A 13,331-nucleotide genomic window follows, 5' to 3' on the forward strand; every position below is an offset into this window, starting at 1 on the left:
ATTTCGGCGCGACGCTCTGTCGCCGAACTCCTGTTTGCCCCTACGTTCGTCGCATTGCCAAACTGACGCGAGAAGCCCTCACAGATCGGCTCTACCTGCCAGTGGATAAACTGCTGCGCATCGGCCGTCGGCACGCCCAATGCAGCGAAGACGGCGTGTCGAAGCCAATCAATGGGGCCGGTCGATGCGTGATTTGTCAGCCATGGTCGATCAAGCGACGAAAACGCACTGCGACGCCGGCGTGCGCGTGTCCATATTGCGGCCGCGGTTCATGTGGTCGTCGACTTCGGCGGCACAGCCGAGCATGCGCGGATAAAGGAAGATCGTGAAGGCCGCCGTCTCGAGTGCCGCTCCGGTATAAGCGCCGTTGCGATACGGCAGCCACAGCATCTTCAGCAGCAGCGCGGCAATCACCGCGTCGATATTGACGCAGTAAACGTTGCGCGAAACGCCTGCATCGAACAAGGTCTGAACCAGGGTACCGTAGAACTCGTGGAAGACGTTGTATTCATTGCGCCCGGCCATCAGCTCACGAATGAAGACCTCGCGCGGATCGTGATTGACCGGCTTGTCCTTGAATACCGGGTGATTGACGCCAGGAATTTTCTGGATGTCGAGGCTTCCGGTGTTCTTTTTGTTTGACTTGTAGCGGGCATACGCCTCGACATACTTCAAGGCTAGCGCCTTCAGGTCAATGCCATGGTTAGGATCACCAGGATCAACAAGGCCCGTATCCTTGAACTGCTCGATCAGGAAAGCGATCCCCTCGTAGCCGTTGCCACCGTGGGTGTACCCGGTGTGGGCCAGGAACCCGACGAGGCCCTTGTTGAGCTGCACTCGCTCGGGGTCCTCGGGACCATCGGCGGAGACCGCGCCCTTGGCGCCCTGGGCCGAGATCGTGCCGGGTCCGTTGGACAGCAGCAGCCCCACCAGCACCTGAAACGCAAACAGGTCGGCCGGCTGCGGCGCGAAGCCAAGCAGCGCGACGAACGCTACCTCGCTGATCGGCCGTTTCTCGAGGACATCGGTCATCGCTATGCCGCAGAAGCTGTCGGCCTGGTGCTGGTCCGCGCTGACCGACGCGCCGATCAGGGTACCAAACAGACGCAACCACCACGGCAGGCTTTCGACAGTCAGCCGCGACACGCGCTTGCGCATCAGTGGCCCCCAGGCCAGGGTGGCGCTGATCGCAGCCAGCACGGCATCCGCAGTAGGATGGCCTGGCAATGCTTGCAGGTAACGCACGAAGACTGACCTGGCGCCTCTGGCGCGCAGGCCCTCGAGCAGCGCCTCTGCACCGGCATCGGGCGTAGCGCCGACGAAGAGGCCCGGGTCGTCGATGCGAATCGCGCTCAGGTCGAAACTTTCGTCCAGCGCATCGCTCACGCCGGCCGCCGCAAAGGCGTCGATCAGCACCCGCGTAGCCTGCCTCGCCGTGCCCTGGCAGCGCGGCCCAAGGATGCTGGCGGCAGCGGCCAGCACGGTGTTCGGCGCGTTGCCGGCCTCGCGCGCGGCCTGTGCCGCGGCCAGTGCCGGGTGGCCGTGCAGGTTGAGGCCGGCGCCGATGGCGACGTTGATCAGGCGCCGGTCGTTCTCGCCGCCGGGCTCGTGCAGCAGCGCGAGGCTGACGTTGGCTTCCAGCGGATACTGCGCGGCGTCGAGCATCGACACGCCGTACAGGCTCGTGACCTGGGTCCTGGCGTCCATCTGCGACGCGCCCGAGGCGTCCTTCATTGTCTGGCGTGGCGGTACCGCGCCGATCTGCCGGTTCAGGGCTGCGATTTGCTCGTTATACGGGGCGCTGGCCTCGACGACGGGCAAGTCGAGCTCGGGCGTCAACGTCAGCCCGTGGCTCGCGCCGAACCACGGCTTGAGTGCGAGATTGCCCTCGGAGGCGAAGTCGGGCCGGCAGGCGTTCTCGCCCATCACCGCAGTCAGTGCGGCCGGGATATGGGCGATGTTGGTGACGAGCGCCCCCTTGGCCGAGAACACGGGATGCTCCGGTGTGAAGATGCCGTCCACGCCGAATTTGTCCATGAACCAGCCTTCCTTGCTGAGCGCGTCGTCGGCACCACCGGCCATCGCGCCCGCATGCCCGACCGCGCGGGTCAGCTTGGACTTCCAGCGCCCGACCACGCATGCCACCACCGGCTTGGTGAAGTTGGCATCAAGCTCGTAGTAGCCGCCGGGTTCGACATAGAGCACGGCCGCCTTGCTGCGTGCATCGTTGGACAACGCAAAGGCGAACTCGGGTGCCGCAAAGTGGATATAGACGTCCTTGCCGCAGGAAATCGAGGTGGTGGTGCCCCAGCCGGCCATGCGCAGATAGGTTGCAATGGTGGTGGTGAAGTTGCCCGAGTTGGAGAAGATCGCAATCGACCCACGGCGCAGTGCTTCCTCCGGATGATCGCCGCCCAGTGCCCCGCCGATGCGCACCAGGTTCCACGCATCGGCCACGCCCAGGCTGTTGCCGCCGAAGATGTCGATGCCGTTGGACTGCCCCATCGCGCGGATTTCGCGCGAGTCGTGCACCGCCAGCTTCTCAGTGACGATGAAGATCTTCTTCAGATCCGGATTGACCCGGATCAGTTCGGCCACGCCGTCACGCGCCGCCGCCGGCGGCAGGTAGATCACGCCGCAGTTGAAGCGGTGGCCGTCGTTGATGCCTTCGAGCACGTTGTTGTAGACCGGCACTTTGCCGAGTGCCGTCTCCAGCGCCTGGCCGCGCTTGCCAGGCGCCGTGCCGAACACCACGTTGCCGCCCGAATACACATGGCCCACCGGCGTCACGTCGCTCGACTCGCCACCGAGGATGTTGAGTACGCAAACCCGGTCTTCGCGCGTGGCCACCTGGGTGAGAGAACTGATGCCGACGAAATATTTGAAATCACCTACGCCTTGCTTGTACATGACACGCTCCTTATGCGCGGGGCGACCTTCAGGCGGCCTGATTCGGCGCGATGCCGAGCCGCGCGGCGATCTGCTCGCGACCGCCGGCTTTCATCCATGCATCGACCTTCTTCGCATACAGAACGACCTCGCTCATGTCGGAGTCGAAGCCGAAGAAACGGTAGGGCAGGCCTAGCGCATCGAGCGTGTCGCGCATTGCGCCCATGCCGCGCACCAGGTTCGGCCCGCCGCGGCCGACCACCACGTAGAGCGGGGTCGCGCCATGCTGGCTGAAGTGCTCGCGCAGCGCGTCGGCCATGGCGCGGAAGGTCTCGAAGATGTCCGTGTTGTTCGACTTGCCACCAATGATAAACAGCACATTGCTCTGTTTGATCCAGTGCTTGAAACAGATGCGCGCCACCTCCTTCATCTTCTCGTAGGGCGGGTTGCCGCCGAAGTCCGAGGAGATGATGGCGTCGTCGCCCAGCATCTGGGTGACGAGCGAGTTCGCCCCGCCACCGAAGGTCGGCGCGAGGATGGTGCCCTCCGCGTTGATCACGTAGACGTCGCTCTGGCCCTGGTAGGTTCGCAGCTGGTTGATCTCCTGCTCGAAGTCCGAGTAGTCGACCGCAAACAGGCTCGCCGGCAGGTTCAGCCGGCGCCAGCGCGGGTCGTCGCGATCGAAGCCACATTTGAAGTCGCAGGCCACCGGCGTCATGCGCCCCTTTATATGAACGCGTCCCGTTTGCAACAGTTTTCGTGTGTTCAGACAGACAGGATGGGCTGCAGCTTTATATCCGGCCTTGTTGCAGCCGGTATTGCTGCTGCGGGCCTCTATGAAATACGCTGACTCGCACCTCATTTCCTGCGCGAGCTCGAAGCTCGACGGCGCATTCAGGTTTAGCGAGTCCCGGTCCTACCTGGTTTGTCATCACACTCGATTGCTGCGCAACCTTTCGACGTTCACCCTGTGTTAACCGTTGATCTTCTGCTTCGCGTGAACCATTCAGACGGGCTTCACGCTCACGTAGGCCTTCTGGTACGGCTGGTCATGGGCCAGCACAGCCCAGATCGTCCGCGCCATCTTGTTCGCCAATGCAACGACCACCACATTCTTTGGTCGCCGCTTCATCATCTGCTCGACCCACTCGCCGGGCTCCTTTGCGTGCTCTATTACGCTACGCGCGCCGTGGATCAGCAGTGTCCGTAAATAGGTGTCGCCTCTCTTGCTGATCCCGTGCAGGTTCACTTTTCCGCCCGAGCCGGTCTGCTTCGGCACGATGCCAACCCATGCGGCAAACTCCCGCCCCGAACTGAATGCTTTCGGATCACCCATCATTGAGACGGCTGCCGTTGCCGTCAGCAGCCCGACGCCGCAAATTTCGCTAACCGCTTTCACCGCCTTGTCGTCCTTCTTCCACTCGCGCATCCGGCGCTCGATCTCGGCAACCTGTTCGTCCAGCTTCGCCAGTCCATTCCACTGCTCGCGAAACGTATCGATCAGCACGGCAGGCAGGCGCTCCGCGATCCGTTCGAGCACGACCGGTATCTCTTTGTTCAGCTTGTTCCGGCCCTTGCTCATGATCTCTCCATATTCCATCAGCAGTCCACGCAGGTTGTTGATCTGCATCGTGCGAAATTTGATCAGCTGCTGCCGCATACGGTGTAGCGCCAGCATCGCCTGCTGTATCTCGGTCTTCACCGCGACGGCCTTGCCGGGTTGCTGCACAGCCATCCAGATTGCACGGGCGTCTGCCGCATCGTTCTTGTTGCGGATGTTGAACGCCTTCACAAACTTCGCCGGCATCAGCTTTACCACGTGACCCATGTTCGTAAGTTGCCGGGCCCAGTGGTGCGATCCGCCGCACGCCTCCATGCCGATCAGGCACGGAGCCCGGTTCGCGAAGTACTCGAGAAACTTTGCCCGCTTGATCGGCTTGTTCACGATTTCTCCGGTTTCCTGATCGACGTAGTGGACCTGAAACACCGACTTCGCAATGTCAATCCCAACTGGCGTAAGCTTCACGACGGATCCTCCGGTTTGCCTGGAAACTTCGTATTTTCCACGTAGGCACATCGGCCTGTGAGGATCCAGCTTCCTTTGCGCTCATATACTCGGGTGGGACGCGTTCATTTCATTTCCTGTCCTCGCGCATGCGGATCGGATTCAATTCCAGCGTGGTCATGCCGTAGTCGTGGTACAGCTCCCACAGCTTGGGCAGATGCTGCACCAGCGGCGAGATGATCTGCCGCGGCGCCCCCAGCGCGGACAGCGCATTGGCCACGACGAAGGCCTTCAGTCCGGTGAGCGGATCGAAGGGCACCTGCGCCACCTGGCTCCTGTCGAGTTCCTCGATGTCGATGCCGCCGTGGTGAGTCAGCGTCATCGTCGGCGCACGGAAATGCGTCGAGTCTGTGATCGAGAAGTAGACCTCGTGCTCGGCGGGCACACCGGCCTCGAAGGTGACACCGTTGGCCTTGGCCACCGTGTTGCCGATGCGGTGCTCGACAAAGTACAGCCGTTCCTTTTCCTTCAATGCGGTCTTCAGGTCAGCAGCCTTGCCGATCAGCCCGGACTTGCCCTTCTTGCCGACACCCCCCTTGAAGACCGGCTTGATGAACACCAGGCCGTACTTGTCGATCAGTGCGCGGATCTCTTCTTCGCTCGCGTCGGGCCCGAGCACCTCAGTGGTCGGGAAGTCGACAAACTGGAGCATTTTGGCTCCGTGCAGCATGCCTGTGACTTGCATGATCACCTCGCAGTGGAGAAGCGCTGGTTAGACATAGCGCGACAGGAGAATCAGCACGGTCGTGACGGTAATCGCCCCGCCGATCCGGGTCGCCATCGGGCGAACGGGACGGAGGTACTCGTCGCAGACGCGGTTGGCGATCGACCGATAAGTCTGCTTATACAGCTCGCTATCGACTTTCTGGATTGTCAAAGACAGGCCTCATGCATGCCGTGACCGCTGAACGGGTTGTCCGCAGCCTGGCTGAAGTCCGCACTCAATAGCATCGTGCGCGTAGCATTCAGAGCGTAGCACTGCGTGCGCAGCGCGGATAGCGTGTCTACCCCTACCGTACCGTCGTCAAACGCCCCCTCTTGCGCGTTGCCTGTACGCGCCTCCGCACGAGTTTGCGCGGAAGATTGCGGCGGCAATAGCGAAAGTTCGTGTCGAGAAGTATGCTGAATATGCATGGTCACCGTTCATGGTGCGCTCCCCAGACGCAATGGCATCTACCGCGGCGCGGCGTTACTGAAATCGGCAATCGAAAAGCGACAGAAGAGCGGTGCACAGGTGGGATCGGATTGACGCTGTTAGCGGTTCGTTTTCAAAGTGCGGTGCCGTCAGGTCGGCAAGGTAAATGCTCCGGACCTGCCGGCTCACAAGCCAGACAGACAAACGCAAGGAGACAGTAATCATGGACCCTTCAACCAGCATGGTGGCAGACGCACCCAGACCGCCCCGCTCCAAGGTCGGCGCCGTTTTGCGCGTCACCAGCGGTAACTTCCTCGAACAGTTCGACTTCTTTCTGTTTGGCTTTTACGCCACCTACATTTCGAAGGTGTTTTTTCCGTCGAGCAGCGAGTTCGCCTCGCTGATGTTGACGTTCGCCGTGTTCGGCGCGGGCTTTCTGATGCGGCCGTTAGGCGCCATCGTGCTTGGCGCCTACATCGACGAAGTCGGCCGTCGCAAGGGCCTGATCGTGACGCTGTCGCTCATGGCGAGTGGCACGATACTTATCGCCGCGGTCCCCGGCTACGCGACGATCGGCATGCTGGCGCCGGCACTGGTGCTGATCGGCCGGCTGCTACAGGGCTTCTCGGCTGGCGCCGAACTGGGCGGCGTGTCGGTCTACCTGGCGGAAATGGCGACGCCAGGCCACAAGGGCTTTTATACGAGCTGGCAGTCGGCAAGCCAGCAGGTCGCAATTGTAGTTGCAGCGGGGCTCGGCTATGGACTCCACAGCTGGATGTCCGCGGCGAATATCGGTGAGTGGGGCTGGCGCATCCCGTTCTTTATCGGCTGCGCGATCGTACCGTTCCTGTTCGTGTTGCGCCGTTCGCTACAGGAAACCGAGGAGTTCAAAGCGAGGCAGCACCATCCGAAGACAAAGGAAGTCCTCGCGACGATGATGGAGAACTGGCAAATCGTGTTCGCCGGCATGCTGCTGGTTGCGATGACGACCACCACGTTCTATCTGATTACCGTCTACACGCCGACGTTCGGCCGGGCCGTCCTGAAACTCAGCACCGCCGACAGTCTCGTCGTTACGCTGTGCGTTGGCGTTTCCAATTTCATCTGGCTGCCGATTGGCGGTGCGCTGTCTGATCGTATCGGACGCCGGCCGCTTCTGATAGCGATCACGGTGCTTGCCGTTTTCACCTCCTATCCGGCGCTTTCGTGGCTGGCGGCGGCGCCGAGCTTTCTCCGGATGCTGATCGTCCTGCAGTGGCTCTCGTTCTTCTTCGGCATCTACAACGGGGCAATGGTCGTCGCGCTGACCGAAGTGATGCCGGTAAATGTCCGCGTGGCAGGGTTTTCGCTGGCATACAGTCTCGCGACGGCGCTCTTCGGCGGATTTACACCAGCGGTGTCGACATTTCTGATTGAGGTCACGCATGACAAGGCTGCACCGGGATACTGGATGAGCTTCGCGGCGATGTGCGGGTTGGTCGCGACGCTTGTGCTGTATCGTCGCGGTGGCGCGGTGGAACGTTCGGCGAAAGTGGTTTGACGGTAGCCGGTAGCTGAGGCGATAGACGTCATTCCCGGTGCCCGGCGTCGAAGTGGTCTCTGATGCCCCTGACGCGCACGGAACCTGGCAGTCGTACTTTCGATTTTCCGACGCTGTAAACGGCGGCCAAGGCGGGCGGTCATTCGGTAGCGAGGGACGACTATCTCTTCATGGCCGCGCGCTGACTCGGAACCGGTTTCGCATATGGGGCGCCCCTCTTGCGCTTCGATGGCCCTCACGAATGGCCGCTGGCAGACTTGTACCCAAGGATTCAGTCTGGTCGTGAAAACGCCACGTAGTAACGCCAGCCGAGCGACGTTGCTAATGCTGCGGTGACGCTTCCACAAGGCTCTTAAGTCGCAAGACTGCCGTATCCGATTCAGATTGAATCCGCGCGCGCAGCACGGACCAGTTCAATATCGCGAACCACAACGACGGCGCGCGATAGGTGAATTCACGTTCGAAACGGGTTCCGCTCACGGTCGATGTCAGCGAATAAGTGACGGTGCCGGCCGGTCTGCCGTCAATCGTTCCTGCTATCACCCACTTGCTCGGACGCACACGTGCCGCGACTGTCCACACAACGCGGCCGCGCCTGCCCGCCACCCTGAATTCCTCCGTCACCTGCTCGCCCACATCGAGCGAATGGTCCACCGAACCGCTGACCGCGAGCGATGACGGATGCCAGACTGGCCAGTGAGCCGGCGTCGTGACATAGTCGAACACGACCGTGGGAGGGCGCTGTATCGACGCAACCGTAACGATGCGCGTGTCGAACCCGATCCGCTGCGGCAACGGGATAAAGAGCACCGCGATGGCGGCGAGCACCGCGAACACTGCGGTGACGCCCCGCGTACGGGTTTTCATAGCGCCTCGTACTCTTCGCTGTCACAGGCGAAGCTATTTTACGGCGGAGTGGTAGGGACGGCGATCGGCGGCACCCGACCCACTATCTATATCGGGTCGATTGCTGTTCTAGACGCGGCCAAGGGATCAATGGATCTTTCGAGGCTTCATCGCATAAGTTTCTCGAAGCAAGTCGACGCGAGCGTGCGCTTTCTCCTGCATCCTCGCCTTGAGCGCAATCCTCTGCGGATGCCTGCGCGCCCGATGCGGCGGGTGTGTCGCTCGCGGCCTGCCCAGGCTTCTTCAGTGCAGCGTGTAGAGTGTCTGCGGCCCCTCGGCATAGAGGGTCATGGCGACCTTCAGGATCTCATTGCGATTCCGGTCGAAGGAGGCCAGCACCTCGGCTTCGTCAGTCCCGAGGGCGGAGTCGAAATGCTTCAGTACGCGGTCTTCCACAAAGAAGGTAATCTCGCGTGCTTTGTCGTATCCCCAGAACCACACGCCATGCCTGATCCCATCATAGCTGCGGCTGGGATTGGAAAAACTGAGTGCCATGTGTTGTCCTTCGTTCTACGCCTTGGATGGACCGGGTTGCACGCTCACTACCTGCGCGGAGCGCTCCCGCTAGTGCGGATCGCCTTTCATGCTTTCGGCTTCCATCGCGGCATGCAATTCCTCGTACGCCTCGATTGGTTCCATGTTCTGATCGACGAACGCCCTGCCGACCACCTACGCTGGCGTCACGCTCGCAGATCCATGCAAACGCCCACTGCTGGCCAACCTCGATCGCCTCGTCTTCAGTGTCGAACCAGGCGAGATGACGCTCGATGTGCATTTCACTGTCAACATCTTCGTCGGGCGATATGCGGACCAGCCGCGCATGTGCGAAAAATTTCCCAAGGGAAAAATCCGGGGTCGAGTCAATGATCCACCCACGGTATCCGCACTTCATGATTACCTCCGATACTCAGGCTAATCGAGATTGGAAAGGCAAAGCATAGATGCATCCGGTCGTAATCGCTAAACCTCCTTGCTGGGCAGAAGTACGCATGGCACCCGCGCCTCGTCAACTGGACAGACTTCATCTCGGACTTCAGATACTGTTATAGACCTTCGGCGACCCGGCGGCGATTTCAACTAGTCGAGACAGGCAAGACCCGGTCATCAACAGACTTTCGAGGACTTGTGGCAGACGGCCGCAAGCTCTGCGTATAGCGAACGTTCACGCTATGGCAAAGGGTAGAGCAGGGGTTAGCGATGGGTTAGCGAGGCTGCTGGCCAAAAAGATCATCGACGATTTTTCGCGCAGCGCTGTAACCGCCCATCACGGCGTCGGCCTCCGTGGCGAACGGCCGACCGCTGGCCTCACCGAAACGCAACGGAGAAAATACGGCGACGGCCGTGCCTGACTGAAAAATCGTGACTATAGCCACGAAGCCCCGTTGTTTGGCGGGACCGGCTTTTTGCTGCCAGCGAAAGTCGGATTCGACTGCCACGGTAAGGGTGAACCCGTGATATTCATAGGTACGATTCATGGCCCACCCTCAATTGTGATGTCGGCACTCTTGGGCGCCTGGCATGGCTTCCAGCCGTGAACAGATGGCCGTGAATTCGCTGCTCGTCGCACGCGACAATCCGATCTGTACTTCGTCGAGCGCAGGGTCATCTTCCGACTGCTGGACGATGAACTGTTTGACCCTGACGTTACCGGAGCCCAGGGCGGTGTTGACGCTGTCGAGCGTTACAGTGCCGTGCTCCGCAACCATGCATGGACGCCCCCGGTTTGCCAAGCTTTCTTTTCATGACGGCTTGAAGGAAATGATTGCAGCCATGCATCCGGACTTTGATGTCAGGCGCATGCCTGCCTGTCCCTGATGGAATCCGCTGGTCGAGTCCCAATCAGTTGGGCGCACTGGAATCGTGCGTTGGTTGCGTCGGGTTTGATCGACCACGGTCTGACCTGTCTTGCCATCACTGCTTGATCGCCTGAGCAATCGGTGGTTTGAATCTCCCTTGCTTGATTGCTGTTTTCGGATTCGGGCGGCCGGTTCGGCTACGCGGCCGCCTTGACGGTCGTGTAGTCGGGTCGGAACTCGCGGTCGCGGGCAAGCATTGCCCAGACGATGCGCGCATTCTTGTTGGCCAGCGCAACGGCAGCCACATTGGGATTTCGCCGCGCCAGGAGGGCTCCCAGCCAGCCGTCGACCTTATCCTTCTTGCGCCGGAAGGCGCAAATCACTGAGCGCGCGCCGTGGATCAGCAGCGTACGCAGGTACGTGTCGCCTCGCTTGCTGATGCCCAGCAACACGTTCTTGCCGCCACTGGAGTTCTGCCGCGGCACAAGGCCTATCCATGCCGCCAATTGACGTGCGTTGTCGAAGTTCTTCGCATCGCTCACCAGCGCGATTGCTTCGTATCCGTCAGCGCATCCCGTCTTGAGCGCACGTACGCGCGGTGCGAACGCGTAGCCATCGTAACGACGGAGCGATGCGATGGAGAACACCACGGGAGAGACTGTATCGACGGGCTCGCGTCGATGCGCGAACGCATGACCTCATCGCACCACTGATCGAGAATTTGCCCGCCCAGGCAGGTGACTCGTAGTCCCAGAACTGCTGGAAGTATTCCTTGAAGAGATAGGCCCGCACGCTTTTGAGCGACCCGCTCAAGAAATTCGCTCGCACAGTTCGCAATCACCGGGAACTCCTGCGCAACTATTTCCGGGCACGAAAGGAGTTTCTCCAGTGGCATCGTTGAAGGGCTGAACAACAAGGCCAAAGTCACCATGAGAAAAGCGTACGGGTGAAGTTGACCCGCAAAAACGGACATCTATCCTTTGGAGAAGGAGGTGCCGATTATGGGCAAGCATCGTACCCCGTACCCGGCGGAATTTCGGGCGCAAATGGTCGGGCTGGTGAAGGCCGGACGCAGGCCGGAGGAACTGGAAAAGGAGTTCGAGCCGACTGCACAGACCATCTACAACTGGGTGGCGCAGGCTGATCGCGACACAGGTGTGCGGCATGACGGTCTGACCACAGCCGAACGCCAGGAGCTCACACGGTTGCGTCGCGAAGTCCGGCAACTGAAGATGGAGCGCGACATACTCTCTCACGCGGCAGCCTGGTTCGCGAGGGAGACGGGATCCATTCCACCGAAGGGCGGTACGGATTCATGAAAGCGAACCGGGCCCGCTGGCCCATCGCGATGATGGCACGGCTGCTCGGCGTCTCGACGAGCGGCTATTACACATGGCTGGTGCGGGAGCCCGCGATGCGCACGCGTAGCGATGCGCAACTGCTCGCGCATATCCGCACGCTCCATGCAAGCTCGCGCGGCACGTATGGGGCACCGCGTATTCATGCGCAACTCGCGCGCGAAGGCATACACGTGGGGCGCAAGCGGGTGGCGCGCCTCATGCGTATGGCGGGTCTGTGCGGGGCAAGCCGGCGGCGCTGGCCGCGCACCACACGGCCACGCGCAGGCGCCCGGCGTGCGCCTGATCTGGTGCGCCGGCACTTCAGTGCCGAGGCGACAAACGTGCTGTGGGTCGCAGACGCGACCTATGTACCCACGGGTGAAGGATTCCTCTATCTGGCGGTTGTGCTGGATGTATTCAGCCGTCGCGTCGTCGGCTGGGCGATGTCCAACCATCTGTACACCGAACTGATGTTGCGGGCGTTTGACATGGCGTTGCAGCAGCGACGCCATGACGGTGTGATTCTACATTCCGATCAAGGCTGTCGGCTCGCGGGAAGGTTTTCAGTCTGCGGGGGCAACAATCACCGGCCAACGATTGCCCGATCAATTCGCTGAATTCGTTTTCCTGATCAACGCGTTAGATCACTTTTGGCGAAAATTTTACGAATCCCGGCCGACCCTCTGGTTCGCGACGGCAATCTGATTACGGGCGGTGGCGTGACGGCGGGCATCGACTTCGGCTTGACCGTGGCTGCCGAACTGGCGGGCGTCGAAGAGGCGCAGGCGATTCAGCTCGAACTCGAATATGCGCCGGCGCCGCCGTTCGACGCGAGCGATCCGGCGCTGGCGCCGCAAGCGGTGGTGGAACTGGTCCGGCAACGGTCGGCTGAAGGCCTGGCCGCGCGGCGCCGGATAGTGATGGAAATCGCGCAGAGATAGGCTACCTAATCGCGAGCCTTGCATACGGTTGGTGCGGGCCTTCCATTAAACTGTATGGCTCTACCCCTTGTCCGCCAGCCGGATCGATGCGATGAAGTCCTGCAAATTTGCCCGGGAGCCCTTCCGATGCGCGTAGGCAAGCCCGTCAAGGCCCTGCCGCAGCCGTCATGCGACTACTGCGGCAACCGCGCATTGCTCGCGCGTTACGGCGACGAGTCGTACCCGTATCGCAGCGATCAAGGGCTGCGGTGGATCTGCACTTCGTGTCAGGCGTGGATCGGCGTTTATTCGCGCAGCAAGCACAACCTGCGGCTCGGCCGCCTTGCCGACGCAACGTTGCGCGAGGCGAAGAGCAAGCTGCACGATGCGCTTGAACCGCTCGTTGCCGGGAAGCTGCGCCGCGATGGCGTCAACGCGTTCGAAGCCCGCGCGAAGGCGACCCGGTGGGTTGCAACCGAGCTTGGCTTCGATTCTGTTCCAGCGAGCATTCACGCGTTCACGCCCGAGCAGTGCGAGCAGGCGTTGCGTTATGTCGAGGCTTTTATCGAGGCTCGGCGTGCGCGATAGCTAGCGCGATGTCCCCCAGCCGATCAGTTCGTTCCGTTCCTTCCAATATCCGCGCCATTCCGGCTTTCCCGCGGCTTTCCACCGCCACCAAAAAGTGCCATTGAATCTACTTTTTGTGTAGGGACGCCTGTCCCGTCCTCCCCTATTCTTAC

The 13,331-nt window shown here is 61.2% G+C and carries 11 protein-coding genes and 4 pseudogenes; 5 read left to right on the forward strand and 10 right to left on the reverse strand.

What is annotated here, in order from left to right:
• Window positions 1-210 precede the first annotated feature (210 nt).
• From OKW27_RS00210 to OKW27_RS00230, 5 genes and pseudogenes are all read right to left on the reverse strand, one after another.
• Window positions 211-2,910 (reverse strand): CoA-binding protein, encoded by a 2,700-nt coding sequence (locus OKW27_RS00210; protein ID WP_429332133.1) that lies wholly within the window; start codon window positions 2,908-2,910, stop codon window positions 211-213.
• Window positions 2,911-2,938: 28 nt separating this feature from the next.
• Window positions 2,939-3,616 (reverse strand): annotated as a pseudogene (locus OKW27_RS00215) (ATP citrate lyase citrate-binding domain-containing protein); the annotation flags it as partial.
• A 279-nt stretch (window positions 3,617-3,895) separates the two neighbouring features.
• Window positions 3,896-4,915, reverse strand: coding sequence for an IS110 family transposase (locus OKW27_RS00220; RefSeq protein WP_429332134.1), 1,020 nt, complete (start codon window positions 4,913-4,915; stop codon window positions 3,896-3,898).
• Between the two features lie 112 nt (window positions 4,916-5,027).
• Window positions 5,028-5,639 (reverse strand): annotated as a pseudogene (locus OKW27_RS00225) (ATP-grasp domain-containing protein); the annotation flags it as partial.
• Between the two features lie 27 nt (window positions 5,640-5,666).
• Complete coding sequence (locus OKW27_RS00230; protein ID WP_429332135.1) at window positions 5,667-5,831, reverse strand: hypothetical protein; 165 nt, start codon at window positions 5,829-5,831, stop codon at window positions 5,667-5,669.
• Window positions 5,832-6,312: 481 nt separating this feature from the next.
• Here OKW27_RS00230 and OKW27_RS00235 point away from each other — a divergent pair, with 481 nt between their 5' ends.
• Window positions 6,313-7,629 carry an MFS transporter gene (locus OKW27_RS00235; protein WP_429332136.1) on the forward strand — a complete coding sequence of 439 codons (1,317 nt, stop codon included), beginning with the start codon at window positions 6,313-6,315 and terminating at the stop codon, window positions 7,627-7,629.
• A 321-nt stretch (window positions 7,630-7,950) separates the two neighbouring features.
• Here the strand turns inward: OKW27_RS00235 and OKW27_RS00240 are convergent, their stop codons facing one another.
• From OKW27_RS00240 to OKW27_RS00260, 5 genes and pseudogenes are all read right to left on the reverse strand, one after another.
• Window positions 7,951-8,496 carry an SRPBCC family protein gene (locus OKW27_RS00240; protein ID WP_429332137.1) on the reverse strand — a complete coding sequence of 182 codons (546 nt, stop codon included), beginning with the start codon at window positions 8,494-8,496 and terminating at the stop codon, window positions 7,951-7,953.
• 282 nt (window positions 8,497-8,778) lie between these two features.
• Complete coding sequence (locus OKW27_RS00245) at window positions 8,779-9,030, reverse strand: DUF1488 domain-containing protein (protein ID WP_018425166.1); 252 nt, start codon at window positions 9,028-9,030, stop codon at window positions 8,779-8,781.
• Between the two features lie 707 nt (window positions 9,031-9,737).
• Window positions 9,738-10,010, reverse strand: a complete 273-nt coding sequence (locus OKW27_RS00250) for a hypothetical protein (protein ID WP_429332138.1) — start codon at window positions 10,008-10,010, stop codon at window positions 9,738-9,740.
• A gap of 9 nt (window positions 10,011-10,019) precedes the next feature.
• On the reverse strand, window positions 10,020-10,241 hold the full coding sequence (locus OKW27_RS00255) for a hypothetical protein (RefSeq protein ID WP_429332139.1): 222 nt from the start codon (window positions 10,239-10,241) through the stop codon (window positions 10,020-10,022).
• Window positions 10,242-10,528: 287 nt separating this feature from the next.
• Window positions 10,529-10,882: pseudogene (locus tag OKW27_RS00260) on the reverse strand (transposase); the annotation flags it as partial.
• 450 nt (window positions 10,883-11,332) lie between these two features.
• Here OKW27_RS00260 and OKW27_RS00265 point away from each other — a divergent pair.
• The 4 genes and pseudogenes from OKW27_RS00265 to OKW27_RS00280 all read left to right on the forward strand — a co-directional run bounded on the left by OKW27_RS00265 (window position 11,333) and on the right by OKW27_RS00280 (window position 13,179).
• Window positions 11,333-11,650, forward strand: coding sequence for a transposase (locus OKW27_RS00265; protein WP_429332140.1), 318 nt, complete (start codon window positions 11,333-11,335; stop codon window positions 11,648-11,650).
• The gene (locus OKW27_RS00270) at window positions 11,647-12,288 is read left to right on the forward strand and encodes an IS3 family transposase (protein ID WP_429332141.1); all 642 of its coding nucleotides are present in this window, start codon (window positions 11,647-11,649) and stop codon (window positions 12,286-12,288) included. The genes OKW27_RS00265 and OKW27_RS00270 overlap by 4 nt, the downstream gene beginning before the upstream one ends.
• Window positions 12,289-12,354: 66 nt before the next feature.
• A pseudogene (locus tag OKW27_RS00275) lies at window positions 12,355-12,612 on the forward strand (DJ-1/PfpI family protein); the annotation flags it as partial.
• Window positions 12,613-12,738: 126 nt separating this feature from the next.
• On the forward strand, window positions 12,739-13,179 hold the full coding sequence (locus OKW27_RS00280; RefSeq protein WP_429332142.1) for a zinc-finger-containing protein: 441 nt from the start codon (window positions 12,739-12,741) through the stop codon (window positions 13,177-13,179).
• The last annotated feature ends 152 nt before the right edge of the window (window positions 13,180-13,331 follow it).

The sequence above is a fragment of the Paraburkholderia sp. 35.1 genome, assembly GCF_050436525.1.
In the GTDB taxonomy this organism is placed as follows: Bacteria; Pseudomonadota; Gammaproteobacteria; order Burkholderiales; family Burkholderiaceae; genus Paraburkholderia; species Paraburkholderia tuberum.

What these genes read in the sequence shown, in the direction of transcription:
- OKW27_RS00245 (WP_018425166.1), bottom strand. Translation starts at nt 9,030, where the DNA reads ATGGCACTCAGTTTTTCCAATCCCAGCCGCAGCTATGATGGGATCAGG.
- OKW27_RS00255 (WP_429332139.1), bottom strand. Translation starts at nt 10,241, where the DNA reads ATGGTTGCGGAGCACGGCACTGTAACGCTCGACAGCGTCAACACCGCC.
- OKW27_RS00210 (WP_429332133.1), bottom strand. Translation starts at nt 2,910, where the DNA reads ATGTACAAGCAAGGCGTAGGTGATTTCAAATATTTCGTCGGCATCAGT.
- OKW27_RS00265 (WP_429332140.1), top strand. Translation starts at nt 11,333, where the DNA reads ATGGGCAAGCATCGTACCCCGTACCCGGCGGAATTTCGGGCGCAAATG.
- OKW27_RS00270 (WP_429332141.1), top strand. Translation starts at nt 11,647, where the DNA reads ATGAAAGCGAACCGGGCCCGCTGGCCCATCGCGATGATGGCACGGCTG.
- OKW27_RS00235 (WP_429332136.1), top strand. Translation starts at nt 6,313, where the DNA reads ATGGACCCTTCAACCAGCATGGTGGCAGACGCACCCAGACCGCCCCGC.
- OKW27_RS00250 (WP_429332138.1), bottom strand. Translation starts at nt 10,010, where the DNA reads ATGAATCGTACCTATGAATATCACGGGTTCACCCTTACCGTGGCAGTC.
- OKW27_RS00280 (WP_429332142.1), top strand. Translation starts at nt 12,739, where the DNA reads ATGCGCGTAGGCAAGCCCGTCAAGGCCCTGCCGCAGCCGTCATGCGAC.
- OKW27_RS00240 (WP_429332137.1), bottom strand. Translation starts at nt 8,496, where the DNA reads ATGAAAACCCGTACGCGGGGCGTCACCGCAGTGTTCGCGGTGCTCGCC.